Consider the following 26,248-nt stretch of genomic DNA (forward strand, 5'->3'; position numbering starts at 1 on the left):
GTGCCGGATGGTTGAGTTGCGCACATGAGCTCGCCGACGACGTACCACCTCGTGCGACCGCACGCCGCGGCCGACGTCCCGGCGCTCGACGAGCACCAGCAGCAGGTGGTGGACCACCCCGGCGGGCCGCTGCTCGTGCTGGCCGGTCCCGGCACCGGCAAGACCACCACCCTGGTGGAGGCGATCGTGCGGCGCGTGGACGACGGCGCGCGCCCCGACCAGGTGCTGGCCCTGACCTTCTCGCGCAAGGCCGCCGAACAGCTGCGCGACCGGGTGACCGCGCGGCTGGGCCGCACGATGGGCACCAACCTCAGCTCGACCTTCCACTCCTTCGCCTACGCCCTGATCCGTCGCTACGCCCCCGCGGAGCTCTACGAGGCGCCGCTGCGGCTGCTGAGCGCGCCGGAGCAGGACGTCGTGCTCCGCGAGCTGCTCTCCGACCACCCGGAGTCGGTCACCTGGCCCGACCACCTCGGGCGCGCGCTCGGCACGCGCGGCTTCGCCAAGGAGGTGCACGCGGTGCTCTCCCGGGCCCGGGAGAAGGGTCTCGACGGCCCGGCGCTGCGCGCCCTCGGTGCGGCGGAGGGGCTGCCCGAGTTCGTCGCCGCCGGGATCTTCCTCGACCAGTACCTCACGAACCTCGACAGCCAGGGCGCGATCGACTACGCCGACCTGATCCGCCGGGCCACGATCGAGGCCGAGGCGCACCGCGACGAGATCCGGGCCGGCCTGCGGCACGTCTTCGTCGACGAGTACCAGGACACCGACCCCGGCCAGGTGGCGCTCCTGCGGGCGCTGGCCGGCGACGGCCGGGACCTGACCGTCGTGGGTGACCCGCACCAGTCGATCTACGGGTTCCGCGGCGCCGAGGTCCGCGGCATCCTCGACTTCCCGACCGACTTCCCCCGGGCCGACGGCACCCCTGCCGACGTGGTGGCGCTGCGCACCACCCGCCGGTTCGGTCCCCGCATCCTGCTGGCCTCGCAGCGGGTCGCCCACCGGCTCGCCCTCCCGGGCAGCATCCCCGCCGAGGCCCGGGCCGCGTTCCTGCAGCCCGAGGCCGTGGCCGGCCCGCTCGGCGAGGGCCGGGTCCACGTCCGCACGTTCGACACCGAGCGCGCCGAGGCCGAGCACCTCGCCGACCTGCTGCGGCGGGCGCACCTCGAGGACGGCATCGGGTGGGACGACATGGCGGTGCTGGTCCGCTCCGGCCGCGCGTCGATCCCGCCGCTGCGACGAGCCCTCGGCGCGGCGGGGGTGCCGGTCGAGGTCGCCAGCGACGAGGTCCCCCTGGTCCGCGACCCGGCGGTGCTTCCGCTGCTCGACGGCTTGAGGGCGGTGGTCAACCTCGACAACGCCGAGGTCGACCACGTCGACCACATCGACCCGAGCCGGGCCGAGGCCCTGCTGCTCAGCCCGCTCGGCGGCCTCGACGCGGGCGACCTGCGCCGGCTGGCGCGGCAGCTGCGCACCCGCGAGAAGGCCGCCAGCCGGGACGAGGGCCGTCCGCCGCGCCAGTCCCGCGACCTGGTGCGCCGTGCCGTGGTCGAGGCCGGATTCCTCGACGGGCTCGAGGGCCCGGAGGTCGTGCGGGCCCGGGCCCTGGTCCAGCTGCTGCTGGACGCCCGGGAGGAGCTCGCCGGCGGTGCGTCGGCCGAGGAGCTGCTCTGGACGCTGTGGTCGCGCACCGGCTGGCCCCAGCGGCTGCGCCGCTCGGTCGACCTCGGGGGCGGCGCCGCGCGGCGGGCGCACCGCGACCTCGACTCCGTCTGCGCGCTGTTCGACCTCGCCGCCCGCGCCGAGGAGCGCCGCGACCACGTCGGTGTCCGCGCCTTCCTCGCCACGCTGGTGGCCCAGCAGATCCCGGCCGACACGCTTGCCGAGCAGGGTGCCCGCGGTGCGGCGGTGCGACTGCTGACCGCCCACCGCGCCAAGGGGCTGGAGTGGCGCCTGGTCGTCGTGGCCCACGTCCAGCAGGACGGCTGGCCCGACCTGCGCCGGCGCTCGACGCTGCTGCAGGCCGACCGGATCGGAGAGACCGGGATCGTGCCGCCGGTCTCCAGCCGGGCCCTGCTGATGGAGGAGCGACGCCTCTTCTACGTCGCCTGCACGCGCGCCCGTCAGCGGCTGGTCGTCACGGCGGTGGCCTCGGCCGACGACGAGGGCGAGCAGCCGTCCCGCTTCCTCGACGAGCTGGGGGTCCACGTGGAGCGGGTGGTCGGGCGCCCGGCCCGGCCGCTGTCGATGGCCGGCATCGTCGCCGAGCTGCGACGCACCGTCGCCGACCCGGAGTCCGGCGAGGCGCTGCGGGAGGCCGCCGCGCGCCGCCTGGCCCGGCTCGCCGCCGAGTCCGTGGGCCACCGCGCCCTGGTCCCGAGCGCCGACCCGTCCACCTGGTGGGGCACCCGTGCGGCGAGCAGGTCGGTGCAGCCGGTGCGCGACCCCGACCAACCGGTGCCCGTCTCCGCCAGCGTGCTGGAGTCGCTGATGGTCTGTCCCACCCAGTGGTTCCTCGAGCGCGAGGCCGGGGGAGTCTCGCGGGCCCACCAGTCGGCCAACCTCGGCGAGATGGTGCACGCGCTCGCCCAACGGGTCGCGACGGGCGACCTGACGGCCGGGCCCGACGACGTCGACCTGCTGATGTCCCACGTCGACGAGGTCTGGGACCGGCTCGACTTCCGCACGCCCTGGTCGAAGGCCCGTGAGCACGAGCGGGTCCGGGCCGCGCTCGCCCGCTTCCTGCAGTGGCACCACGCCGACCGGCGCACCCTGATCGGCACCGAGACGCCGTTCGAGACCGTCGTCGAGCTGCCCGACGGCGAGCAGGTGAAGGTCACCGGCTACGCCGACCGGCTCGAGGTCGACGCCGACGGCCGGGTCGTGGTGGTCGACCTCAAGACCGGGCGCCGCGCGCCGAGCGCGAAGTCCGTCGAGAGCCACGTCCAGCTCGGCCTCTACCAGTACGCCGTCGACCACGGCGCCGTCGACCGGCTCACCGAGGGGCCCGCGCAGGCGGGCGGGGCCGAGCTGGTCCAGCTCGGCATCATCGACGGCGGTCCGGACGCCGTGGTGCAGCGCCAGCCCGTCCAGGAGGAGGCGGGGCCGCAGCGCGAGGCCCTGCGCGGCCAGCTCGCGCACACGGCCGGCCTGCTGCGCGCCGAGACGTTCCCCGCGGTGGCCGGCCAGCACTGCCGCGAGTGCTCGTTCGTCCCCATCTGCCCGATCAAGAGCGCCGGAGCGGTGACCGCCCAATGACCTCCAGCCCCGCCGCACCCGGCCCGCTGACGCCGGTGGCGATCACCGGCCCCGAGGACCTCGCCCGGGTCATGAAGACGCCGTACGCCCCCAGCGACCAGCAGTGGGCGGCGATCTCCGCGCCGCTCTCCCCGGCGGTGGTGATCGCCGGCGCCGGCTCCGGCAAGACGACGCTGATGGCGGCGCGCGTGGTCTACCTCGTGGTGACCGGGCAGGTCCGGCCCGACGAGGTGCTGGGCCTGACCTTCACCACCAAGGCGGCCAGCGAGCTGCGCCAGCGGATCCGGGCCGCGCTGCGCACCGCCGGTGCCCTCGAGCCGGTCGCGGGCGAGGACGGCGAGGAGGACGTCCTCGAGCCGACGGTCGCGACCTACAACGCGTACGCCGCCGGGCTGCTCACCGACCACGGCCTGCGGATCGGCCACGAGCCCGACACCCGGGTGATCACCGACGCCGCCCGCTACCAGCTCGGCGCGCGCGTGGTCGACCGCTACACCGGCGAGGTCCGGCACCTGACCGACCACCCCGAGACCGCGATCCAGAACCTCCTCGCCCTCGACAGCGCGATGAGCGAGCACCTCGTGCACCCCGACCGGGTGCGTGCCGTCGACGCGGAGGCGCGCGCGCAGTTCCAGCGCGCCCTCGAGGAGGAGGTCGCGGGCAAGAACCGCACCACCTACCGCGAGCCCTGCGAGAAGGCCGTCTCGGCCGTCGACCGGCGGGCCGAGCTGCTGGGCCTCGTCGAGGCCTACCGCCGGCTCAAGGGCGACCTCGGGCTGATGGACTTCTCCGACCAGATCGAGCTGGGCGCCCGGCTGGCCAACGAGCAGCCCGAGGTCGGGGCGCTCGAGCGCTCGAAGTTCAAGGTCGTGCTGCTCGACGAGTACCAGGACACCTCGGTCGCGCAGGCGGTCATGCTGTCGCGACTCTTCTCCGGGCCCGACGTCGCCGGGGGCCGCGGCCACGCGGTCACCGCGGTCGGTGACCCCAACCAGGCGATCTACGGCTGGCGCGGCGCCTCGGTGTCCAACATCCTCAACTTCCCCGACACCTTCCCGGCCGCCTCGGGCGCCGTCCCCGTCCACCCGCTCACCGTGAACCGGCGCTCGGACGCGCGCATCCTCGACGTGGCCAACCGGCTGGCCACCCCGCTGCTGGAGCGCTACGCCCAGGTCGAGCCTCTGGTCCCCAAGCCGGACGCCGAGCCCGGCACGGTCACCACGAGGGTGTTCGAGACCCATGCCGACGAGCTGGCCTGGCTCGCGGAGGCGGTCCGCGAGGCCCACGACGGCGAGTGGTCGAAGATCGGGGTCCTCACCCGCGACAACGCCCACGCCGAGGACGTCTTCGACGCGCTCACCGGTGCCGGCATCCCGGTCGAGATCGTCGGCCTGTCCGGACTGCTGCGGCTGCCCGAGGTCGCCGAGATCGTCGCGGTCCTCCACCTGCTCCACGACGTGACGGCCAACGCCGCGCTGCTCACGCTGCTGACCGGCCCCCGGTGGGCGATCGGCCCCCGCGACCTGCGCCTGCTCAGCCGCCGGGCCCTCGAGATCGCTGGCCGGCAGGGCCGCGGCACCCAGCACGCCTCGGTCACCGACCACCTGCTCGAGATCGCCGACGGGATCGACCCGGCCGAGATCCCGTCGCTCGACGACGCGCTGGCCGATCCGGGCGACGCGCCGTACTCACCCGAGGCGCTGGAGCGCTTCGCGCTGCTCGCGGCCGAGCTGCGCATGTTGCGCGGCTACGTCGGCGAGCCGCTGCTCGACATCGTCCGCCGGATCATCGACACCACCGGCACCGACGTCGAGCTCGCCTCGGCGGTCAGCCCGGCCGCGGCCGCCCGGCGCGACAACCTCGACCTGTTCGTCAAGGCCGTGGCGGACTTCCAGGCGGTCGACGGCGACGTGACGCTGCCGGCGCTGCTCGCCTACCTCACCGCCGAGGACGACCAGGGCAACGGCCTCGACGTCGCCACCCCGACCGAGGCCGACTCGGTCAAGCTGCTGACCGTGCACCGCTCCAAGGGGCTCGAGTGGGACTCGGTGTTCCTCGTCGGGGTCTGCGAGACGCGGTTCCCCTCCAACCGGTCGCGGACCCTGTGGACGTCCGCACCCTCGATCCTGCCCGCGCCGCTGCGCGGCGACGCCCACGACCTGCCGCAGCTGGTCGGCTGGGACAAGGCCGCCCTCGACGCCTACCGGGCGGCGACCCGCGCACACGATGCCGAAGAGGAGCTGCGGCTCGGCTACGTCGCGTTCACGCGCGCCGCGCACCGGCTCTCGGTCACGTCCTACCTCTGGAGCCCGCGGGCGACGCCGTTCGGCCCCTCCGACTACCAGCGGGTGGTGCGCGAACAGCTGGAGGAGTGGGGTGAGCCGGTCACCGGCTGGCTGGACAAGCCCCAGAAGGGCGACCCCAACCCGTATGCGGCAGTGGACCCCTCCAAGCCGTGGCCGGCCACGGGCACGGGCGTCGAGGCGGCGCTGCGCCTCGAGGCGGCCCGCCGGGTGCGCGGGGCCGACCCGGCCGGGCCGGACCCCGAGCTCGACATGATCGAGGCCGCGCGGGTCGCCGACTGGGACCTCGAGATCGACCGGCTGCTGGCCGAGGCCCGCCGCGACCGCAGCTCCGAGATCGCCGTCACCCTCCCGAGCAGCCTCTCGGCCACCGCCGTGGCCCGGCTGCGCGACGACCCCGACACCTTCGCCCGCGAGCTGGCCCGACCGATGCCGAGGCCGCCGTCCTCCGCGGCCCGCTTCGGCACCCGCTTCCACGCGTGGGTGGAGGCGCGGTTCGGCCAGCAGGACCTCTTCGACTACGACGACCTGCCGGGTCGCGCCGACGCCGGGATCGACGACGACACCGACCTCAAGGAGCTGATCTCGACCTTCGAGGCCGGCCCGTTCGCCACCCGCACCCCTCACCGGGTGGAGGCGCCGTTCGCGCTCGTGCTCGCGGGCCAGGTGGTGCGCGGCCGGATCGACGCGGTCTACGCCCAGCGGGCACCCGACGGGGAGGCCGGCTACCTGGTGGTCGACTGGAAGACCAACCGCACGGCCACCGCCGACCCGCTCCAGCTCGCCCTCTACCGGCTCGCCTGGGCCGAGCTCCACGACGTCCCCCTCGAGCGCGTGCGGGCGGCGTTCTACTACGTCCGCACCGGTGAGGTCGTCGAGCCCACGGGGCTCCCTGACCGGGCCGGGCTGGAGCGGCTGCTGAGCCTCACGGACGGATGACGGCGCTCGCGATGAGCCACACGATGTAGAGCGGCATCGCCCACACGAGGCAGAAGGACAGCAGGAGCCACCAGCGGGGGAGCAGCCAGACCGGCTTCCCGGGGCGTGCCGCGCGGGCCGCCGACATCCTCCCGCCGAACTGGGGGCTGTACATCCCGTACTCGTCGGGCAGGAACGGCGCCCACGGGTCGCGGGTGCGGATTGCCAGCCAGACCAGGCCGAAGGGCGTCCTCGGGAACCCCTTGCGCTCCTGCTCGCCGGTCGGCTGCCCGGCGACCGGCGCCTGCTCGCGGGGGAGCAGCAGGGCGGCCGTGTCCGGGTCGTCGACCAGCTCGGGCCGGGTGCGCGCCCAGCCGCGCAGGATGTCGACCACCTGGACCCAGGAGCGCGAGTCGGTCAGCTCGATCCAGCCTTCTGGGCCGCGCACCTCGATGCGTGCGTGCAGCCGGCGCGTGCTCACGCCGCGCACGGTCGGGTCACCCGGTCCGGACGGCTTCCAGGTCGTGTTCGAGGCAGGCCGGTGGACGAGCCCCGTCGCGTCCGCCAGGGTCACCCGGGAGCGCACCTCGCCGCCGCTCTCCTGCCGGCACTCGTCGGCGGTCAGGACGGTCGCTGACGACGGCGAGAACAGGGACTTCACCAGGGCGACCAGCGCGACGCCCAGCAGCAGGGCGAGCACGCTCAGCACCAGGAAGAGCACCGCGGTGACGGCCGGTGAGGTGGCTGCGCCGTCGACGCTGAAGTGGCCCTCGGTCAGGGCACCGAGCAGCGCCACGACCAGGCCCGCCTCGATGAAGCCGCACGCAGCCAGCGGCAGCAGCAGCCACAGCGGGCTGGTCCGCAGCGTGACCGCCCCGGTCGCGGTCGCGCGGCTCATGCCGTGAACGCGGCGGTCAGGGCGATCTCGACCATCGCCCCGAAGCTCCGCTCCCGTTCCTCGGCGCTGGTCTCCTCGCCGGTGACGATGTGGTCGGACACCGTGTTGACGACCAGGGCCCGGGCGCCGTGCTGCGCCGCCAGCGTGTAGAGCGCGCTCGCCTCCATGTCGATCGCGAGGACGCCGTACTCGACCATCCGTGCTGTCAGCTCCGGACGCGGGGCATAGAACGAGTCGCCCGCGAACACGAGCCCGACGTGCACGCCAGGCCGGTCGTCGGCCGGCAGGGCCACGGCGGCGTCGTACGCCGCGCGCAGCAGGCCGAAGTCGGCGACCGGGGCGTAGTCCAGGCCCTCGAAGCGGATCCGGTTCATCGACGAGTCCGTGCACGCGCCCGAGGCCAGCACGACGTCGCGGACGGCCAGCCTCTCGCTGAGCGCCCCGCAGGAGCCGACCCGCACGAGCGTCGTGACGTCGTACTCGCGCAGCAGCTCGTTGACGTAGATCGCCAGTGACGGCTGACCCATCCCCGAGCCCTGGACGGAGACCCGGTGCCCCCGCCAGGTGCCCGTGTAGCCGTACATCCCGCGCACCTCGGAGTAGCAGGACGCGTCCTCGAGGAAGGTCTGCGCGATCCACCGGGCCCGCAGCGGGTCCCCGGGCATCAGCACGACCGGAGCGATCTCTCCGGGGCGGGCTCCGATGTGGGTGCTCATGGCACCGCACCCTAGGGCCAGGGTGCGTCGTCCTGCGTTGGGAGAGGTGCCCTAGCCTCGCAGTCGTGAGCTTCCCGCACCTGCAGCTGGCCGCGAACCCCCACGACCGCACCGGTGTCCGCCGGTCCGACGACGCCTGGCTCGACGAGCGCTGGTCCGACCCGCGCAGCCGGGTCCTCGTCGTCGCGGGGACGCGCGTCCGTCCCGTCGACGGCGCGTTGGAGTGGCTGCCGACGCACGCCGCGCCGGCCGGGCTGCGGGTGCTCCTGGGGGAGCAGGACGGAACGACGTACTTCGCGGTGGTCGTGGACCCCGCCGGGGCGCCGGGGGAGAAGGCCGAGTGGCTGGGCCTGCGCGACGTGCTGCCGCACCTGGCCACGGACGGCGTGGACGAGGCGCCCCTGGTCTTCCACGCGATCGGGCTGGCGGAGTGGCTCTTCGCGACCCGCTTCTGCCCCCGCTGCGGCGGCTCGCTCGAGCCGCGCGCCGCGGGCCACGAGCTGGTGTGCACCTCGTGCGGCAAGGCGCAGTTCCCGCGCACCGACCCGGCGGTGATCATGGTCGTCACCTCCGGCGAGCCCGGCGCGGACGACGAGCGTTGCCTGCTGGGTCGCCAGTCGGCCTGGCCCGCGGGGCGGTACTCGACGCTCGCAGGGTTCTGCGAGCCCGGCGAGACCCTCGAGGACGCCGTACGCCGCGAGGTCGCCGAGGAGGTCGGTGTGCGGGTCGGCGAGGTCACCTACTTCGGCAACCAGCCCTGGCCGCTGCCGGCGAGCCTGATGCTCGGCTTCGTGGCGCGCGCCGAGACCACCGAGATCGAGGTCGACGACCACGAGATCGAGGACGCCCGCTGGTTCACCCGCGCTGAGATGAGGTCCGGCGCCGAGGCCGGCGAGCTGGTGCTGCCCGGCGGGGTCTCGATCTCGCGGTCGCTGGTCGAGCACTGGTACGGCGGCCCGCTGCCCGGTCACTGGTAGGCCCGGACGTGCGACGACCCGCCCGAGTCGTGCTCGGACGGGTCGGCGGAGCTGGGCTCAGACGGCCAGCGCGCTCAGCTTCTCCTTGACCTGGGCCAGCGAGGGGTTCGTCACGGCGGAGCCGTCGGCGAACACCAGCGTGGGCACGGTCTGGTTGCCGTTGTTGGCGGCCTCGACGATCGCCGCGGCCTCGGGCTGCTGCTCGATGTCGACCACGTCGTAGGTGATGCCCTCACGGTCGAGCTGGCTCTTCAGGCGGTGGCAGTAGCCGCACCAGGGCGTCGTGTACATCGTGAAGGAACCGCTCATCGGGAAGTGTCGCCTCCGGCGTCTAGGGTTTCGGGGTACGCAAGGTCAACCACAGCGCAGGAGGAGTTGTTCCCCATGCCCACCCCCGAAAACCTGCTCGAGGCGCTCGACCCCGAGCAGCGCCGGGTGGCCGAGGCCCTGCGCGGACCGGTGCGGGTCCTGGCCGGTGCCGGGACGGGCAAGACCCGGGCGATCACCCACCGGATCGCGCACGGTGTCGCCACGGGCGTCTACGCGCCCACCGAGGTGCTCGCGGTGACCTTCACGACCCGGGCGGCCGGTGAGATGCGCCACCGCCTCCGGGTGCTCGGCGCCGGTGGCGTGCAGGCCCGGACGTTCCACTCCGCGGCGCTGCGCCAGCTGCGCTACTTCTGGCCGCACGTGCACGGCACGGAGCTGCCGACGCTGATCGAGTCCAAGATCGGCCTGCTGGCCACCGCGGCGCGGCGCCAGCGGCTCGCGGCCGACCAGGCGCTGCTGCGCGACCTCGCCTCCGAGATCGAGTGGGCCAAGGTCAGCAACGTCCACCCCGACGACTACGCCAAGGTCGCCACGGCGCGGGGGCGCTCGGTCACCGGCCACGACGCCGACACGGTGGGCCGCGTGTTCGGTGCCTACGAGGACGTCAAGCGCGGCCAGGGGCGGATGGACATGGAGGACGTGCTGCTCCTCACCGCCGGGATGCTGGCCGAGGACGAGCGGGTGGCCGCGCAGGTGCGCCGGCAGTACAAATGGTTCGTCGTCGACGAGTTCCAGGACGTCTCGCCCCTGCAGTCGGCGCTGCTCGAGCTCTGGCTGGGCGGCCGCGACGAGCTCTGCGTGGTCGGCGACCCCGCCCAGACGATCTACTCCTTCGCGGGCGCCAACGCCTCCTACCTGCGCGACTTCCCCGCGAAGTTCCCCGGGACCACCTCGATCGAGCTGGTCCGCAACTACCGCTCCACGCCCGAGGTCGTCGGCGCCGCCAACACCCTGCTGGCGGGATCCTCGAGCCGCGGCGTCGAGCTGCGCGCCCAGCGTCCTGCCGGCCCGGCCGTCACCTACACCGCCCAGCCCGACGAGGTGGCCGAGGCCGACGCGGTGGCCACCTCCATCGCCCGGCTGCGCGACCAGGGCCGCAGCCTCGGCGAGGTCGCGGTGCTCTTCCGCATCAACGCCCAGTCCGAGGCCTACGAGGAGGCGCTCTCGAGCCGCGGCATCCCCTACGTCGTGCGCGGCGCCGCCCGCTTCTTCGACCGGCCCGAGGTGCGCGAGGCGGTCACCCGGCTGCGCGGCGCCGCCCGGTCGGGCGAGGGCGACGAGTTCCTCGAGACCGTGCACGGCACGCTCGCCGGGATGGGCTGGACCAACCAGGCTCCGACGACCCGCGGCCAGACGCGCGACCGGTGGGAGTCCTGGCAGGCGCTGGTCGACCAGGCCACGGAGTTCGCGCAGGCCCCCGGTGCGACGCTCGGCGACTTCGTCGACGACCTCGACCGCCGCGCCGCCGAGCAGCACGCGCCGGTGGCCGACGGCGTCACCCTCGCGACGTTCCACGCCGCCAAGGGCCTGGAGTGGGACTCTGTGTTCCTCGTCGGCCTCCAGGACGGCACCCTGCCGATCACCTACGCCGACACCCCGGCCGCGGTCGAGGAGGAGCGCCGGCTGCTGTACGTCGGCATGACCCGCGCGCGGATCGACCTGGCCCTGTCCTGGGCGCAGGCGCGCAACCCGGGCGGCCGCGCCTCCCGCAAGCCCTCGCGGTTCCTGACCCCGCTGCTGCCCGAGGAGACGCTCGCCGAGCGCTCGCCCGCCCGCAACCGCAAGGTGGCCGGCTGCCGGGAGTGCGGTCGCCCGCTCTCCACCGGGGCGGAGAAGAAGCGGGGGAGGTGCGAGGACTGCCCCGCGTCCTACGACGAGGAGCTGTTCGAGCGGCTGCGCGAGTGGCGCAAGGAGCGGGCCGGGTCGGAGAGCGTGCCGGCGTTCGTGGTCTTCACCGACGCGACCCTGCAGCTGATCGCCGAGCACCGGCCGACGACCCCGGAGGGGCTGCTGCGCATCAGTGGTATAGGCCGGTCCAAGCTCGAGAGGTACGGCGAGGACGTGCTCACGCTGCTCCGCTGAGCAGATGCGGAACTTTTTCGAGAAATACCCACAAAATCGTTTGCCCATTACATGGATCACGCGATAGTTTTCCGACTACGCAAATCACGCGCACCACGGCCCTGACAAGGTCGGCGCCCGACTCACCGAAGGAGGTGGCCCAGATGATCAGCACCATGACCAACGCGACGGCTCAGATCCCGTCGACCTTCGTCATGCCTTCGTGCGCCCTGGCCGCCTCTGCCACTGCTGCCGTGCGCGACCGCAAGGCCGTCGTCGGTATCGGCACGGGCCTCGTCCAGGGCTACTTCCCGGGGACCTCTGCCTGGAGACCACCGAACTGTTGAGAACCAACAGCATCGGCAGCCTCCAGGCCGCGGAACCCTCACCGGGATCCGCGGCCTTTCTGTTTCTCGGGCCCACCTGTTTCCAGCAACACCAGAGCGATCAGGTCAGAAGAAGGAGGTGAAACATGACCATCAGCGTTCTCGACCGCACCGATGGGACTGCCGAGGCGCCCAGCCTGGGGCTCCTGCACGACCAGGCCGGGCAGGTGGACGACGAGCTGCTGCCGTGCCGGGCCAACAACCCGGAGCTGTGGTTCGCCGAGTCTCCCGCCGACGTGGAGCACGCCAAGGTGCTGTGCCAGGGCTGCCCGGTCCAGGCACTCTGCCTCGACGGCGCCCTCGAGCGCCGCGAGCCCTGGGGAGTCTGGGGCGGCGAGCTCTTCCTCCAGGGAGTGGTGATCCCGCGCAAGCGTCCGCGCGGCAGGCCCCGCAAGAACGAGGTCGCCGCCTAGGCGCCTCCCGCATGAAAGCCGACACATCCATGAACACGAACCCGAACCGGAGCACCACCATGAATCTCATGCACGAAGACCTGGCTCGAGCACAGATGGCCGCGCGCCTGGGAGAGGCGCAGAACCTGCGGCACGGCCACCGGCTGGCCCGTGCCCACCGTCTGACCCGCACGGCCGAGAGGGCCGCGCAGCAGGCACGCAACGCCATCGCCGGCACGCTCTGAGCAAACGCGGCCGATCGGCCGCCCTGACCTAGAAGGCCAACCGACACCACCATGAAGACCTACCGGAAGCGGAGCAAGACCATGAATCTCATGCACGAGAACCTGGCCCGCGCGCAAATGTCCGCGCGCCTGGGAGAGGCGCAGCAGCAGCGACTGGGCCACAACGTGGCCCGAGCCCGACGCTTGAGCCGCAAGGCCGAGCAGGCCGCGCAGCAGGCACGTCTCGCCCTCGCACGCGCACTGTGACACCCCCGGCACCTCCGCCGGGAACACCTGATCGCGGGTGAAGAGCAGGAGCCGGCACGACGCCCGTCGTGCCGGCTCCTGCCGCGTCCAGGCCCGGGCCCAGTCGCGGGTGCGGGCGTAGCCTGTCGGGGGTGATGACCTGTGACTTCTGCGGACGCCAGGAGACCGACGAGGCGAAGACGCTGACGTGGACGACCGCGGTCGAGAACGGTCGCAAGCGGGTCTTCTGCGACACCTGCTCCCGGGCGAACCTGCGCGCCATGGAGGGCAAGCTCGACAGCGAGTTCTGGTGAGGGCGGCGTCCGGACCCAGGGCTCGTCCCTAGACGGCCAGCAGCTCGTCCCAGGCGCACCCGCAGTGCAGGTGCCGGCGCCACTCACGGCGCGCCAGCGTGAGGTCGGGGCCGACCGTCACGGTCGCCGACCAGGTCGCGGGGCGGTCCCCGTCGACGAAGGACACGAGGTCGCGGACGGCCAGGCCCAGCGCGACCGCGTGCAGGGCCGGGTCGCGTGGCGGTGGGCCCGCGGCCACGGAGCCGCGGTGGCACTGCTCGAGCAGCACCGGCCGGCGGGGGTCGGCCTCCGCCCGAGCCGCGTCGACGCAGCGCTGGCAGGCGGTCACGCCCGGGACGACGAACGGACCCACCACCAGACCGCCGGCGGCGGGGGCGACCACGAGGTGGGGGAGCCCGGCGCGCACGAGCGGGTCGACCCGGGCGCGCGGCAGGGCCTCGTCGCCGACCACCAGCACCGCCGTCGGGTCGTCGCCGCCCGCGTCGAGGCCGACGCCCGAGGACCGCAGCAGCCGGGTGGCCGCCTGCTCGGTGTCGGGTGCGGCGTCGACCCGGACCCGGGCCCGCTCGCGGTCGGCGAGGCGTCTGGGGGCGTCGTCACCGAACTGCGCGAAGGCTGCGGCCGCCGCGCCCCGGTCCTCGGCCGAGCCGAGGGTGGCGTCGCGGACCGCACCGTCCACCACCAGGCCGCGCGCGGCCAGCTCGCCGACCAGGCGCCGCGCCAGGGGGGAGCCCAGGTCCGGGGTGACGCCGGTGCGCAGCTCCTCGAGGAGCCGCCGGGTGAGCGGCTCGTCGGGCAGCACCAGGACGTGGGGCGGGTCGATCCCGACCTGCAGGTGCCGGTCGTCGCGGCGGACGACGTGCAGGCCGGGCCGCAGCGCGGGTCGTCGGGGGAGAGGCGGAGCCGGGACCGGCCCCGTCACTCCTGGGTCGTGGAGGTGGTCACCGGGCATGCCCGGCAGGTTGGCACGACGGCGGTCCCGGTCCGGGGCGTCGTCCACAGGGTTCCGCAGGACGCAACACGACGGCGGCGCCGCCCCGGTCCACAGACCGGGCGACGCCGCCGTACGAGCTCTGGGGGCTGATCGGTGAGGATCAGGCCTTGCCGAGGATGCGGTTGAGGTTGGTACCGCAGACGGGGCACACGGCCTTGGCCATGCGGGTGCCCTTGTCGTTGACCTTGACCTCGCCCTCGGCCTCGCGCTTCTCCTTGCACTTCACGCAGTAGAACTCGCCGCTCCAGGTCTCCGCCATGACGGCCTCCTTGCCTTTGTATTCTTCGGTCGTCGCGACGGGGTAACACGAGGGAAGCCCGTCGGAGCCCGACAGCGGGTGCCGTCGAACCGCCTCGACCCTACGACACGCCTGCGCTCAGGCGTAGCAGGCGCACCGTTCAGCGTGAACCGGGTCACGGCAGCCGTGGTCCACGCTCACTAGTTTGTGCCCATGCCTGAACTCACCCACCTGCGCCTCGACCGCCCCCGCGTCGGCGTCGCCGTGCTCACCCTGGACAACCCCGACCAGCGCAACGCGATGTCGGAGGAGATGACCGCCTCGTGGGTCGCGGCCGTCGACGAGCTGGCCGCGGACGCGTCGGTGCGGGTGGTCGTCGTGACCGGCGAGGGCTCGGCGTTCTGCTCCGGCGGTGACACCTCCTGGATCGCGAGCGAGCCCGACGCCTCGGTGGACCACCTGCGCAGCCGGATGCTCGCGTTCTACCGGGCATGGCTCTCGATCCGGAAGCTGGAGGTGCCGACGATCGCCGCGGTCAACGGCCCCGCCATCGGCGCCGGTCTCTGCATGGCGCTGGCCTGCGACCTGCGGTACGCCGCCGCCGGCGCGAAGCTCGGCGCACCGTTCGTGAAGCTGGGGATGCACCCGGGCATGGCCGGGACCTGGCTGCTGCCGCACGTCGTGGGCGAGGCGCACGCCAAGGACCTGCTGCTCACCGGCCGGGTGGTCGACGCCGAGGAGGCGCTGCGGATCGGGCTGGTGTCCCGGGTCCTGGACCCGGCGGCCTTCCACGAGGAGGTCCTGGAGGTCGCCGGGGGGATCGCGGCGACGGCCCCGATCGCGAGCCGGCTGACCAAGCTCGCCCTGGCCGACGGGGGCCACGCCGACATCGAGAGCTGCCTGCAGTGGGAGGCCATGGCGCAGCCGGTCACGCTGGCCACCGAGGACCTGCAGGAGGGCATCCGCGCCGCCCGCGAGCGGCGGGCCCCGGTGTTCCGGGGGGTCTGAGCGCCGGCGCCCCTGCCCGCCCCGACATGCAGAAGGGCCCCCTGCCCGCCTCGCGACACTTGCCTTCCCCTTGCGAGTGTCGGTCGACGGGCCGGGGGCCTCATCTGCGGGCAACGCTAGGAGGCGGGGCGTGGCCCGGTCAACGCCCGCTGACCACAGCCTGTGGACAACGTGTGGACAACCCTGTGGGACACGCAGGGCGACCGGTGGAGAACGGGACTTTCGTCCTGGGACCAGCCTGTGGAGGACACGCCCGGGCGGACGTCGTACGCTGCGCTGACCAGCGGTGATGTCGTCCACCGGCTGTGGAGAGAAGAAAGTTCGGAGGTGCACGGCGTGTCGCAGCGACGGGGGTCGTACGACGCGGGGCCGGTGGCCGCGCTGCGCCGGATCGCGTTCCTGCTCGAGCGGGGCCGCGAGGACACCTACAAGGTCAAGGCGTTCCGGGGCGCGGCGGCGGCGATCCTGCCGATGTCCGACGACGACGTCCGGGCGGCGGTGGACGCGGGGACGCTCACCGACCTGCCGGGCGTGGGTGCGAGCTCGGCGAAGGTGATCGCCGACGCGGTCCAGGGGGTGCTGCCGGAGCGGCTGGCCCGCCTCGAGGAGGAGCACGCCGGGCCGGTCGCCGCGGGCGGGCTGGAGCTGCGGGCGGCGCTGCGCGGTGACCTGCACTCGCACTCGGACTGGTCGGACGGGGGCTCGCCGATCGAGGAGATGGCGTTCACCGCGATCGAGCTGGGCCACGACTACCTCGTGCTCACCGACCACTCGCCGCGGCTCACCGTCGCGCACGGCCTCAGCGCCGAGCGGCTCACCCGGCAGCTGGCGGTCGTCGACGCGGTCAACGAGCACCTCGCGGGCTCCGGGTTCACCCTGCTCAAGGGCATCGAGGTCGACATCCTCGACGACGGGGGCCTCGACCAGACCGACGAGATGCTCGGTCGCCTCGACGTGCGGGTCGCCAGCGTGCATTCCAAGCTGAAGATGGAGCCCGCGGCGATGACGCGCCGGATGATCGGCGCGATCCGCAACCCCCGGATGAACGTCCTGGGCCACTGCACCGGCCGCCTGGTGACCGGGAACCGAGGCACCCGGCCGGGGTCGCAGTTCGACGCGAAGGCGGTCTTCGAGGCCTGCGCCGAGCACGACGTCGCGGTCGAGATCAACTCCAGGCCCGAGCGGCGGGACCCACCGACGAAGCTGCTCGAGCTGGCCCGGGACACCGGCTGCCTGTTCTCGATCGACAGCGACGCCCACGCACCCGGTCAGCTCGACTTCCTCGGCTACGGCTGCGAGCGCGCCGAGCAGGCGGGGATCGACCCGGATCGCATCGTCAACACCTGGCCGCAGGAACGCCTCCTGGCCTGGGCGAACGGCTAGGTTTCGCACCATGGGACAGCCGGAGGTGGAGGTGCGCCGCAGCAAGCGGCGTCGTCGTACCGTCTCCGCCTACCGCGACGGTGACCGCATCGTCGTGATGATCCCGGCCTCGCTCAGCCGCGCCGAGGAGGCGGAGTGGGTGCAGACGATGCTGGCCAGGCTGGAGCGGTCCGAGCAGCGCCGCTCGCCCTCCGACGACGGCCTGATGCAGCGGGCGCTCGCGCTGAGCGACCGCTACCTCGGGGGGCTCGCGACGCCGGAGTCGGTGCGCTGGGTGGAGAACCAGAGGTCCCGGTGGGGCTCCTGCACCCCCGGCGACCGGACGATCCGGCTCTCCGCGCGGTTGCGGGGGATGCCGTCGTGGGTGATCGACTACGTGCTCGTGCACGAGCTCGCCCACCTGCTGGAGTCCGGCCACGACGACCGGTTCTGGTCCTGGGTGGACCGCTACCCGCAGGCCGAGCGGGCCAAGGGCTACCTGCTGGGCTGGTCGGCCGCCGCGAAGCTGGACCCGCCGCCCAGCGGCGACGCCGACTGAGCCCGGGCCCGCGCCAGGGCGACCAGCTCCACGAGCTCCGGCTCGGGGTCGGGGAGCGAGTCGACCGGCCACCAGCGCACGTCGAGGGACTCCTCGCTCACCGCGTGCCGGCCGTCCGCCGGCACGACGGCCAGGAAGCGTACGTCGAGGTGGTGGACGTCGCCGGTGGGGCCGCAGAAGGGCACCTCGTGCTCGCTGAGCTGGACCGGGACGGGGTCCACCACGAGGCCGGGGAGCCCGGACTCCTCCCGCGCCTCGCGTGCGGCGGCGCCGGCGAGGGTCCGGTCCCCGGGCTCGCAGTGGCCGCCGAGCTGGAACCAGCGCCGGGCCTTGGCGTGCAGCGTGAGCAGCACGTGGGTGGCGTCCTCGTCGAGCACCACGGTGCTGGCGGTCAGGTGGTCGGGCCGGCAGGCGCGGGTCATCCCGTCGGGGTGCGCACGCAGGTGGGCGGCGTACCGCTCGCGCAGCGCCTCCTGGGCGGGCGAGGGTGCCGCCCAGGCCTCGAGCACGGCCAGGGCGTCGGCGTGGAGGCTCACTCCTTCGGGGCCTCGCCGGACCCGTCGCCGCCGTCGAGCAGGTCGCGCAGCGCGGCGTCGAAGTCGTCGTCGCTGAGCTCCTCGGGGGCGGTGGCGTCCTCGCGGAAGCCGAGCGGGTCGTCGAGGTCGGCGGCCGTCGGCAGCAGGTCGGGGTGCATCCACACGCCGTCGCGTGCCTCGATGCCCTGACGGGTCCGCAGCGAGCCCCACAGCGTGGAGGCGTCGCGCAGCCGACGGGGCCGCAGCTCGAGGCCGACCAGGGTGGCGAACGTCTGCTCGGCCGGCCCGCCGGCGGCGCGCCGGCGGCGGAAGGCCTCCTGCAGCTTGCCCGCGCTCGGCATCCGCTCGTGCGTGGCCTGGCCGACGACCTCGTCGACCCAGCCCTCGACCAGCGCGAGGGTCACCTCGAGGCGCTGGAGGGCGGCGGTCTGGGCGGGGGACTGGGGCAGGTCGAAGAGACCGCCCTCGAGGAGCTGCTGCATCGACTCGGGGTTGGTCGGGTCGATGCCGCGCATCTGCTCCTCGACCCGGCTCTGGATGCCCTCGGCGTTGATCTCGATCCCGCGGGCGTAGTCGGCGACGGCGCCGATGAGGTGCTCGCGCAGCCACGGCACGTGGGCGAAGAGCCGCTGGTGGGCGGCCTCGCGCAGGGCCAGGTAGAGGAGCACGTCGTCCTCGGTGACGTCGAGCCCCTCGGCGAAGGTCGCCACGTTGGTGGGCACCAGCGCGGCCCTGCCCGCCGGGGCGAGCGGCAGGCCGATGTCGGACACGCTGAGCACCTCGCCGGCCAGGCCGCCGAGGCCCGAGCCGATCTGGGAGGCGAGCATCGCGCCGACGGCCTTGCCGAGGATGCCGAGCACGGGCCCGGACATCGCCCGGGCCTCCTCGGGGATGGCGCTGCCGAGCGCCGCGACCGAGCCCTCGGCGATCGGCTCGACGAGGACCTTCCACACCTCGGTGGTGCCGACGATCCACTCGGCGCGGCTCCAGGCCGCGGTCGAGGTGACACCGGAGGGGAAGGTGGTGGTGTCGTCGAGCCAGTGGTCGGCGAGGCGCAGGGCGTCGGCCACCGCGTCCTTCTGCTTCTGGGTCGGCGTCGGGTCGGGGGTCTGGGCGGCCAGCTTGCGGGCGGTGTCCAGCGCGACGTTCCAGTTGAGCGGGCCGTCGTACGGCTGCATCAGCGACTGGATCTGGCCGAACAGCGCGGACAGGTCGGGCATCTGGCCGGGGCCGCCGCCCAGGGCGCCACCGAGGCCTGCGCCGAAGAGCTGCTCGAAGGGCGTGCCCTTGAAGGGGTTCTGGCCGCTGTCCTCGGGCTCGTCGGGGGTCTCGCCGGGGTTCGTGCTCATGGGGCAACGGTACGCGGCGGCGGAAGGCCGGTCCCGCCTGCCTGCGCCGTGCCCTAGGGTCGGGCCCGTGACCGACTCAACCGTGGGATCCACCGGCGGCTCGGCGGCCGCCGACGCCGTCGTCCGGCTCGTCGCGCTGCGGGAGACGCCGCTCGACGTGGCCGAGGTGGTGGCCGCGCTCGACGACGAGGCCAGCGGGGGCCTGACGCTGTTCATCGGCCGGGTCCGCGACCACGACGGCGGTCGGGACGTCGACGGCCTCGACTACTCCGCGCACCCCTCCGCCGAGGCGAAGCTGCGCGAGGTGTGCGACCGGATCGCCGAGGAGTACGACGTGCACGGCGTCGCGGCCGTGCACCGCACCGGCACCCTGGCCATCGGCGACATCGCCGTCGTCATCGCGACCACCGCCGCCCACCGGGGCGAGGCTTTCGACGCCTCGCGGGCCCTGATCGACACCCTCAAGGCGGAGGTGCCGATCTGGAAGCACCAGCGGTTCGGCGACGGCGGCGAGGAGTGGGTCGGCTCGCCGTAGGGCGCGTCGGCCCGGTCCGGGCGGTGGAAGTACCTACCCTGAGCGGGTGGAGATCCTGTTCTGGCTGGTGCCGCCGGTCGTCGTCACCGTGGTGGCGATGCTCTGGGTGAGCTGGCTCGGTCGCGAGGGGCGCGGTGAGGTCGATCGCGACGTGGCCGTGCGTCGGCTGGCCGAGGCGATGCAGCGCGAGCCGAAGCGGCCCACGCCGTACTCCGCCCGCACGCCGGTTCGCGACCGCAGCACCGGCATCGCGGTGCGGCCCTCGCGCGCGCCGCGTCCGGCGCCGGGCGAGCCCCGCGGGCGTCGCGTCTCCTGAGGCGTGCCGACCGGGGGACGGGCGCGGTTGGCCGTGGGTGAGAGGCTACGGCCATGACGCAGCGCACCCTCGCCGGCCTCCTCGCGGCTCCGCTGCTCATCGGGCTGTGGGTCGCGGCCGCGACCGAGCCGCTGCCCTTCGTCACCTACGAGCCCGGCCTGACCGTCGACGTGCTCGCCGAGACCCAGGGCCAGGAGATCATCCAGGTCCAGGGCCACAAGGTCTACCGCGACGACGGCGAGCTGCGGATGACCACGGTCTACGTCTCCCAGCCGCGTCCTGCCAAGGTCACCCTCGCCGAGCTGATGCGCGACTGGATCAGCCCCGACGACGCGGTCTACCCCTACAAGGCGGTCTACGCCCCCGACACGACGACCGAGCAGAACCGGCGCGAGGGCGCCGTCGAGATGGTCTCCTCGCAGGACTCGGCGGTGGCGGTGGCCCTCGACGAGCTGGGCTACGACGTCAAGCCCGCCACCGAGGTGCTCAGCGTGCTCGACGGGTCGCCCGCGGACGGCAAGCTGCAGGTGCGCGACATCTTCGTCTCCGTGGACGGCCAGAAGATCTCCTCGCCCGACGACGTGGTCAAGGCCGTCCAGGGGGTGCCGGCGGGCCAGGACGTGGACGTCGTCGTACGCCGCGACGGCAAGAACACCCGCGTCACGGTGACCCCGGAGGAGAAGGACGGGAAGCCCACCATCGGGATCCAGCTCGGCACCGGCTACGAGTTCCCGTTCAAGGTCTCGGTCAACATCGACCCCGCCATCGGTGGCCCCAGCGCCGGGCTGATGTTCTCGCTGGGCATCTACGACACGCTCACCCCGGGCTCGCTCACCGACGGCGAGACGATCGCCGGCACCGGCACCGTCGACGGGACCGGCAAGGTGGGCCCGATCGGCGGCATCCAGCAGAAGATCGTCGCCGCCCGGGACGCCGGCGCGAAGCTCTTCTTCGTCCCGCCCGACAACTGCAAGGACGCCCTGGGCGCGCCGAACGGCGACATGCGCCTGGTGAAGGCGACCACGATGCACGACGCCGTCACGGCCCTCCAGGCCTGGGACGACGACCACGACGCTGACCTGCCGTCCTGCGAGGAGGACTCGTGACCGAGCCGGAGCACCGCCCTGAAGCCGACCCGCGTGAGGCCGGCCCGGGGGAGGCCGACCCGGGGGAGACCAGCCCCGAGCTGAGCCCCGAGCTCACCGCCGACCTCGACGTGGACCCCGCGCTGGCCGCGGCGGTCCTCGAGATCGAGTCGCACATCGCCGAGGGCGGGTGGGACCAGCCGGCCCGCCTCTACGCCCTGGTGGAGACCGCGGCACTGGTCGAGCACGAGCCCGCGCTGGCCGCGGCGATGGGCCTGGACGCCTCGTCCGCGCGGGGCTCGCTGACGCCGGTCGAGCAGGACCAGCTCGCCCCCGACCGACCGCTCGAGTCGGTGCTGGAGTCGATCGTGTGGCCGGCCGGTGTGGCCGGGTGCGCGGCCGTCGTGGAGCGGCTGGTGCTGCCCCCCGACGCCGACGCCCAGATCCCCGAGGACCCGGCCGGTGCCGAGGAGTACGCCCGCGAGCACCCGGACCGGCAGGAGGTCCGGATCGTGGCCGGCGCGACCCGCGCGGGATCGACGTACTGCGCGCTGCGGCTGCGCGCCCACGACGACGCCGCCTCGGTGGTGGGCGGTGCCGACCTGGTCCCGGCCCTGCTGGAGCTGCTGGGCTCGACGCTGGTCGACGACGACGGGGAGGAGCCCCGATGAGCGAGCTGTTCGACGACGACCCGCGGGACACCCCGCCGCCGACGCGGCAGCGCCCCCGGCGCTCGCGGGCGCTGATCATCACCGCGGTCGTCGTCATCCTCGCGTTCTTCGGGCTGACCACGTTCGCCGGCGTCTACACCGACCGGTTGTGGTACCGCAACGGCGGCTACTCCGAGGTCTTCAGCACGCTGTTCTGGACCAAGACCGGCCTCTTCTTCGTCTTCGGGGCGCTGATGGCGGCGGTCGTCGGCGTCAACGTCTACCTCGCCTACCGGCTGCGGCCGATGTTCCGGCCCAACTCCCCGGAGCAGACCGGCCTGGACCGCTACCGCGACGCGGTGACCCCGATCCGCACCTGGCTGCTGGTGGGCGTCTCCTTGGTCCTCGGCAGCTTCGCCGGCTCCTCCGCGGTCGGCCAGTGGCGCAACTACCTGCTGTGGCGCAACGGCGTGCCGTTCGGCAACAACGACGCCTACTTCGGCAAGGACATCGGCTTCTACGTCTTCGACCTGCCCTGGCTGCACTATCTGGTCGACTTCACGATGGCGGTCACCGTGGTGGCGCTGCTCGCCGCCGCGATCGTGCACTACCTGTACGGCGGCATCCGGCTGCAGACCTCCCACGACCGGCTCTCCGGCGCGGCGCAGGCGCAGCTGTCCGTGCTGCTCGGGGTGTTCGTGCTGGCCAAGGCCGCCGACTACTACCTCGACCGCTTCGACCTGGTCACCCGCTCCGGCGGGCTGATCACCGGCATGACCTACACCGACGACCACGCGGTGCTGCCGGCCAAGAACATCCTGATGGGCATCGCGGTCATCTGCGCGGTGCTGTTCTTCCTCAACGTGTGGCGACGGACCTGGCTGTTGCCCTCGGTCGGGCTGGCGCTGCTCGCCCTCTCGGCGGTGCTGCTGGGCCTGATCTGGCCCGGGATCGTCCAGCAGTTCCAGGTCAAGCCGTCGGAGGCGGACAAGGAAGCGCCGTACATCGAGAAGAACATCGACGCGACCCGCCAGGCCTACGACCTCGAGGACGTCCAGGTCGACTCCTACTCCAGCAACCCGACCGCGTCTCCCGGGCAGCTGCCCGGGTTGAGCCGCGCGACCTCCTCGACGCCGCTGGTGGACCCGCAGCTGGTGCGCCAGACGTTCGAGCAGAACCAGCAGGCCCGTGCCTACTACTCGGTGGCCGACGTGCTCGACGTCGATCGCTACAAGCTCGACGGCATCGACCGCGCGCTGGTGCTCGGCGTGCGCGAGCTCGACCAGGCCGGCATCCCCGACGGGGACCGGAACTGGTCGAACCTGCACACGGTCTACACGCACGGCAACGGCATCATCGCGGCGTACGCCAACCAGCGTCCGGCCGACAACTCCGCCGAGGCGACGAGCATCCAGTGGGCCGAGGGCCAGCCGACGTCCGACGAGCCGCAGGCGCAGAACGCGCTGGGTGACTACCAGACGCAGGTGTACTTCGGGGAGTCGAGCCCGGACTACTCGATCGTCGGCAAGCCCGCCGACGCCAAGGACGTGGAGCTCGACCTGGGGGAGACAACGTCGAACGGCGAGGCCCCGGACCGCTACACGACGTACGCCGGCAAGGGAGGTGTCCCGATCGGGAACTTCTTCAACCAGCTGATGTACGCCGTGAAGTTCAGCGAGCCGAACTTCCTGCTCTCCGGGCGGGTCAACGCCGACAGCCAGGTGCTCTACAACCGCAGCCCCCGCGAGCGGGTCGAGAAGGTCGCCCCGTGGCTGACCATCGACTCCGACCCGTACCCCGCCGTGGTCGACGGACGGATCCAGTGGATCCTCGACGGCTACACCGCCACCGACCGCTACCCCTCGGCGGAGCGTGAGTCGTTCACGACGATGATCGACGACTCGCTGCAGGACTCCTCCGGGCTGCGGACGCTGCCGACCGACGAGGTCAACTACATGCGCAACGCGGTCAAGGCGACCGTGGACGCCTACGACGGCACCGTCACCCTCTACGAGTGGGACGAGAGCGACCCGATCCTGAAGGCGTGGGAGAAGGCCTTCCCGGGGACCGTGAAGCCGAAGGCGGAGATCCCTGCGGACCTGATGGACCACCTGCGCTACCCCGAGGACCTGTTCAAGGTGCAGCGCTACCAGTTCGCGCGCTACCACGTCACGAACGCCAGCGACTTCTACCAGGCCAACAACCGGTGGGCGGTCCCCGAGGACCCCAACTCCAAGGGCAACCTGCAGCCGCCGTACCGCCTCTTCGTGGACCAGCCGACCGCGTCGGGGGACACCTCGAGCACGTTCTCGCTGACGTCGGTGTTCACGCCGTACAACAAGAACAACCTGGCGGCGTTCGTCTCGGTCGACTCCGACGCGACCTCGAAGACCTACGGTCAGATGCGGGTGCTGCAGCTGGCCGACCAGCAGACGCAGGGTCCGGGACTGGTCGCCAACGACTTCGCGTCGAACAACGACGTCCGCGAGAAGCTGCAGCCCTACCAGCTCGGTGGCGCGCCGCCGATCTTCGGCAACCTGCTGACGCTCCCGGTCGACGACGGGCTGATCTACGTCGAGCCGGTGTACGCCGTGCGTGCCGGGTCGACGTCGGGCTACCCGATCCTGCAGTTCGTGCTGGTCTCGTACGGCGGGGAGGTCGGCATCGGCCGGACCCTCGGCGAGGCGCTCGGTGACGCGCTCGGGGTCACCGACGGCGGGAACCCGCCGCCCTCCGGCGGGAACAACGGTGGTGGCAACGGCGGCAAGGGCAACCAGGGCGGCGACCAGCCGCCGGCCTCGGTGAGCGCCCAGATCCGCTCGCTGCTCGACCGTGCCGATCAGGCGTTCGCGGACGCGGAGACCGCGCTGGACAACCGCGACACCGTGACCTACGCCAAGAAGGTCGAGCAGGCCCGCAAGCTCATCGCGCAGGCCGTGGCGCTGGCGGACCAGCAGAAGGCCACCGGCTGAGGCTCGGGGGGTTCAGGCGTCGTCGGCAGCCGGCATGACCGGCTGCCGGCCCGCCAGCCAGCTGCCCACGTGGGCGCCGACGACTGCGCTGGCGACGACGAGGAACGCGAGCACGACCAGCCAGGAGACGATCGCGATCGCGACGCCGATCACGCCGTATCGCTCGGTGTTCTTCTCCAGCAGCACGGGGAGCCAGATGGCGCCTGCCCAGGCGGCCAGCGCCTGGCCGATCGCGCTCACCGCAGCTCCGGGGAGCAGCAGGCTCCAGGGGGCCCGACGACTGAGCAGCAGCCAGCCGACCAGCGACCACGCCAGGACGCCGACCGCCAGCTCGCCGGCGAGCGTCCCGAACCGACCGGGCGTCACGCTGCCCACGAGGCTGCTGACCCACGCGGTGGTCGTCACGGTCGCGGCGAGGAGAATGGCACCGGCCATCCCGTAGAGGCTGCGCAGGGGTGCGCGCGAGGGCAGGCCCCAGGCCGTCTCGTAGCTGCGCTGCAGCGAGCGGGCGAAGCTCGAGAGCGACACAAGCAGGACCAGGAAGCCGAGGATCGACGTGCTTCCGCCGGCGTCCGGCGGTCGGGTGAACAGCTGACGCACGGCGTCCGCAGCGTCGCCCTCCAGCCCGAACCGGTCGATGAGCCAGGTCCCGACGGCGGTCGAGTCGCTGCTGGAGGCCATGGTGGCCAACACGATCAGCAGGGGCACGAGTGCGATGAACGCCTGGCCGGCCAGGTTCAGTGCCCGGTCGCGCAGGTTGCCCCGGTAGAGCGCCAGCGCCAGCCGGCCCACCCTCGTGGACTCCAGGGTGGACTCGAGCTGGCGAAGGCGCGGGTCCGCGCGCCACTCGGCGAGACCCTTCATGGGCTCCCACGCTAGGTGCGTCGGGGCTGCCCGCCTTCGTCCTGCGCGGGTGAGGGGACCCCGATTTGGCGCTCCCGCACCCGTCCCGTACTGTTGTGTTCACCGACGCGGGGTGGAGCAGCTCGGTAGCTCGCTGGGCTCATAACCCAGAGGTCGCAGGTTCAAATCCTGCCCCCGCTACTGAAAACTGGCCCGTGACCTGCGGAAACGCAGGTCACGGGCCACTGGTCATTTGAACCATTACGGCTTGTGTCGCGCTTTCGTGACCCAGAAACCCCGTTGGTCGCGAAGCGAGGCGCGGCCCGACGGGGCCCGAGTGACGACGCGGTCCATAGCCAGCGAACCGAGGCGTGACCGGAATGGCGCCGATGTCCCGGGCCGTTGGAGGCGCGGCGGACTTAGCCCGCGCGGGATCAGATGTCGTAGTTCTCGTTGGCTCTCGTTGTCTTCCAACCTCTTCCATTGCCTGGTCAGAGCGGTCCCGGCGATGGCCGATCCGCACACTGACAGCCCTGCAGCAAGCGGGGCGGAGGTCTCCGCGGGTTCGCCCTATCGGTCGCGTGAGTGGGAGGCGCTAGTGTGTGGGCGCCAGTCGTACTCCACTCGTGGAGTCAGGGAACCCGGTGAGATTCCGGGACTGACGCGCAGCGGTGAGGGTGACGGGCGAGGCAACACGCCACTGGAGCGATGCTCTGGGAAGGTGCCTCGCACCGGTTGATCCCGAGTCCGAAGACCTGCTGGCACTGGTGACAACCGTCGC

The 26,248-nt window shown here is 73.0% G+C and carries 25 protein-coding genes, 1 tRNA gene and 1 riboswitch; of the genes, 18 read left to right on the forward strand and 8 right to left on the reverse strand.

All coding sequences use genetic code 11. The features are described from left to right. Nucleotides 1-24: 24 nt before the first annotated feature. Entirely contained in the window at nucleotides 25-3,255 is a 3,231-nt protein-coding gene (locus tag ACZ43H_RS02470) for an ATP-dependent helicase (protein ID WP_464587484.1), read from the forward strand. Next, a complete protein-coding gene (locus tag ACZ43H_RS02475; RefSeq protein WP_464587486.1) occupies nucleotides 3,252-6,497 on the forward strand; it encodes a UvrD-helicase domain-containing protein in 3,246 nt (1,081 codons plus the stop codon). Before ACZ43H_RS02470 ends, ACZ43H_RS02475 begins: the two co-directional genes overlap by 4 nt. Here the strand turns inward: ACZ43H_RS02475 and ACZ43H_RS02480 are convergent. Further along, entirely contained in the window at nucleotides 6,484-7,374 is an 891-nt protein-coding gene (locus tag ACZ43H_RS02480) for a hypothetical protein (protein ID WP_464587488.1), read from the reverse strand. The two genes, ACZ43H_RS02475 and ACZ43H_RS02480, sit on opposite strands and share 14 nt — an antisense overlap. After that, complete coding sequence (deoD, locus tag ACZ43H_RS02485) at nucleotides 7,371-8,090, reverse strand: purine-nucleoside phosphorylase (protein ID WP_464587490.1); 720 nt, start codon at nucleotides 8,088-8,090, stop codon at nucleotides 7,371-7,373. The genes ACZ43H_RS02480 and deoD overlap by 4 nt, the downstream gene beginning before the upstream one ends. A gap of 65 nt (nucleotides 8,091-8,155) precedes the next feature. Here deoD and nudC point away from each other — a divergent pair, with 65 nt between their 5' ends. Continuing rightward, nucleotides 8,156-9,067, forward strand: a complete 912-nt coding sequence (gene nudC / locus ACZ43H_RS02490) for an NAD(+) diphosphatase (RefSeq protein WP_464587491.1) — start codon at nucleotides 8,156-8,158, stop codon at nucleotides 9,065-9,067. Between the two features lie 57 nt (nucleotides 9,068-9,124). Here the strand turns inward: nudC and ACZ43H_RS02495 are convergent, their stop codons facing one another. Continuing rightward, on the reverse strand, nucleotides 9,125-9,376 hold the full coding sequence (locus ACZ43H_RS02495; protein ID WP_379178861.1) for a mycoredoxin: 252 nt from the start codon (nucleotides 9,374-9,376) through the stop codon (nucleotides 9,125-9,127). A gap of 75 nt (nucleotides 9,377-9,451) precedes the next feature. On the opposite strand from ACZ43H_RS02495, the gene ACZ43H_RS02500 reads away from it, so the two are divergent. From ACZ43H_RS02500 to ACZ43H_RS02525, 6 genes are all read left to right on the forward strand, one after another. Beyond that, nucleotides 9,452-11,479 (forward strand): ATP-dependent DNA helicase UvrD2, encoded by a 2,028-nt coding sequence (locus ACZ43H_RS02500; protein ID WP_464587493.1) that lies wholly within the window; start codon nucleotides 9,452-9,454, stop codon nucleotides 11,477-11,479. A 143-nt stretch (nucleotides 11,480-11,622) separates the two neighbouring features. After that, nucleotides 11,623-11,805, forward strand: a complete 183-nt coding sequence (locus ACZ43H_RS02505; protein ID WP_464587494.1) for a hypothetical protein — start codon at nucleotides 11,623-11,625, stop codon at nucleotides 11,803-11,805. 125 nt (nucleotides 11,806-11,930) lie between these two features. Next, the gene (locus ACZ43H_RS02510; RefSeq protein WP_464587495.1) at nucleotides 11,931-12,257 is read left to right on the forward strand and encodes a WhiB family transcriptional regulator; all 327 of its coding nucleotides are present in this window, start codon (nucleotides 11,931-11,933) and stop codon (nucleotides 12,255-12,257) included. An 11-nt stretch (nucleotides 12,258-12,268) separates the two neighbouring features. After that, the gene (locus ACZ43H_RS02515) at nucleotides 12,269-12,481 is read left to right on the forward strand and encodes a hypothetical protein (RefSeq protein WP_464587497.1); all 213 of its coding nucleotides are present in this window, start codon (nucleotides 12,269-12,271) and stop codon (nucleotides 12,479-12,481) included. Between the two features lie 51 nt (nucleotides 12,482-12,532). Beyond that, nucleotides 12,533-12,727 (forward strand): hypothetical protein, encoded by a 195-nt coding sequence (locus ACZ43H_RS02520; protein ID WP_464587499.1) that lies wholly within the window; start codon nucleotides 12,533-12,535, stop codon nucleotides 12,725-12,727. 134 nt (nucleotides 12,728-12,861) lie between these two features. After that, nucleotides 12,862-13,020, forward strand: coding sequence for a hypothetical protein (locus ACZ43H_RS02525; RefSeq protein ID WP_464587500.1), 159 nt, complete (start codon nucleotides 12,862-12,864; stop codon nucleotides 13,018-13,020). A 28-nt stretch (nucleotides 13,021-13,048) separates the two neighbouring features. Here the strand turns inward: ACZ43H_RS02525 and ACZ43H_RS02530 are convergent, their stop codons facing one another. Then, nucleotides 13,049-13,972, reverse strand: coding sequence for a hypothetical protein (locus ACZ43H_RS02530; RefSeq protein WP_464587502.1), 924 nt, complete (start codon nucleotides 13,970-13,972; stop codon nucleotides 13,049-13,051). Nucleotides 13,973-14,114: 142 nt separating this feature from the next. Then, nucleotides 14,115-14,273, reverse strand: a complete 159-nt coding sequence (locus ACZ43H_RS02535) for a DUF5679 domain-containing protein (RefSeq protein ID WP_011754982.1) — start codon at nucleotides 14,271-14,273, stop codon at nucleotides 14,115-14,117. A gap of 192 nt (nucleotides 14,274-14,465) precedes the next feature. On the opposite strand from ACZ43H_RS02535, the gene ACZ43H_RS02540 reads away from it, so the two are divergent. From ACZ43H_RS02540 to ACZ43H_RS02550, 3 genes are all read left to right on the forward strand, one after another. Further along, nucleotides 14,466-15,260, forward strand: a complete 795-nt coding sequence (locus tag ACZ43H_RS02540) for an enoyl-CoA hydratase/isomerase family protein (protein WP_464587504.1) — start codon at nucleotides 14,466-14,468, stop codon at nucleotides 15,258-15,260. A 336-nt stretch (nucleotides 15,261-15,596) separates the two neighbouring features. Further along, nucleotides 15,597-16,643: a PHP domain-containing protein gene (locus tag ACZ43H_RS02545; RefSeq protein ID WP_464587506.1), complete on the forward strand. Its 1,047-nt coding sequence runs from the start codon at nucleotides 15,597-15,599 to the stop codon at nucleotides 16,641-16,643. Between the two features lie 10 nt (nucleotides 16,644-16,653). Further along, complete coding sequence (locus ACZ43H_RS02550; RefSeq protein WP_464587507.1) at nucleotides 16,654-17,181, forward strand: M48 metallopeptidase family protein; 528 nt, start codon at nucleotides 16,654-16,656, stop codon at nucleotides 17,179-17,181. Here ACZ43H_RS02550 and ACZ43H_RS02555 read toward each other — a convergent pair. Both ACZ43H_RS02555 and ACZ43H_RS02560 read right to left on the reverse strand, forming a co-directional pair. Further along, a complete protein-coding gene (locus ACZ43H_RS02555) occupies nucleotides 17,118-17,717 on the reverse strand; it encodes an NUDIX hydrolase (RefSeq protein ID WP_464587509.1) in 600 nt (199 codons plus the stop codon). The two genes, ACZ43H_RS02550 and ACZ43H_RS02555, sit on opposite strands and share 64 nt — an antisense overlap. After that, the gene (locus ACZ43H_RS02560; protein WP_464587511.1) at nucleotides 17,714-19,066 is read right to left on the reverse strand and encodes a zinc-dependent metalloprotease; all 1,353 of its coding nucleotides are present in this window, start codon (nucleotides 19,064-19,066) and stop codon (nucleotides 17,714-17,716) included. Before ACZ43H_RS02560 ends, ACZ43H_RS02555 begins: the two co-directional genes overlap by 4 nt. 67 nt (nucleotides 19,067-19,133) lie before the next feature. Here ACZ43H_RS02560 and ACZ43H_RS02565 point away from each other — a divergent pair, with 67 nt between their 5' ends. The 5 genes from ACZ43H_RS02565 to ACZ43H_RS02585 are packed head-to-tail and all read left to right on the forward strand — an operon-like array spanning nucleotide 19,134 to nucleotide 24,624. Then, complete coding sequence (locus ACZ43H_RS02565) at nucleotides 19,134-19,601, forward strand: molybdenum cofactor biosynthesis protein MoaE (protein WP_464587513.1); 468 nt, start codon at nucleotides 19,134-19,136, stop codon at nucleotides 19,599-19,601. Between the two features lie 46 nt (nucleotides 19,602-19,647). Further along, nucleotides 19,648-19,917 (forward strand): hypothetical protein, encoded by a 270-nt coding sequence (locus tag ACZ43H_RS02570; RefSeq protein WP_464587514.1) that lies wholly within the window; start codon nucleotides 19,648-19,650, stop codon nucleotides 19,915-19,917. 53 nt (nucleotides 19,918-19,970) lie between these two features. Continuing rightward, nucleotides 19,971-21,023 (forward strand): YlbL family protein, encoded by a 1,053-nt coding sequence (locus ACZ43H_RS02575; RefSeq protein WP_464587516.1) that lies wholly within the window; start codon nucleotides 19,971-19,973, stop codon nucleotides 21,021-21,023. Then, on the forward strand, nucleotides 21,020-21,673 hold the full coding sequence (locus ACZ43H_RS02580; protein WP_464587517.1) for a PPA1309 family protein: 654 nt from the start codon (nucleotides 21,020-21,022) through the stop codon (nucleotides 21,671-21,673). The genes ACZ43H_RS02575 and ACZ43H_RS02580 overlap by 4 nt, the downstream gene beginning before the upstream one ends. Then, the gene (locus ACZ43H_RS02585; protein ID WP_464587518.1) at nucleotides 21,670-24,624 is read left to right on the forward strand and encodes a UPF0182 family membrane protein; all 2,955 of its coding nucleotides are present in this window, start codon (nucleotides 21,670-21,672) and stop codon (nucleotides 24,622-24,624) included. The genes ACZ43H_RS02580 and ACZ43H_RS02585 overlap by 4 nt, the downstream gene beginning before the upstream one ends. 12 nt (nucleotides 24,625-24,636) lie before the next feature. On the opposite strand, the gene ACZ43H_RS02590 is transcribed toward ACZ43H_RS02585, so the two are convergent. Beyond that, nucleotides 24,637-25,488, reverse strand: a complete 852-nt coding sequence (locus ACZ43H_RS02590; RefSeq protein WP_464587520.1) for a YhjD/YihY/BrkB family envelope integrity protein — start codon at nucleotides 25,486-25,488, stop codon at nucleotides 24,637-24,639. Nucleotides 25,489-25,594: 106 nt separating this feature from the next. Here ACZ43H_RS02590 and ACZ43H_RS02595 point away from each other — a divergent pair. Beyond that, a tRNA-Met gene (locus ACZ43H_RS02595) sits at nucleotides 25,595-25,668 on the forward strand. Nucleotides 25,669-26,060: 392 nt separating this feature from the next. After that, nucleotides 26,061-26,244: riboswitch (cobalamin riboswitch) on the forward strand. Nucleotides 26,245-26,248 lie beyond the last annotated feature (4 nt).

Source organism: Nocardioides sp. DN36 (genome assembly GCF_055380375.1).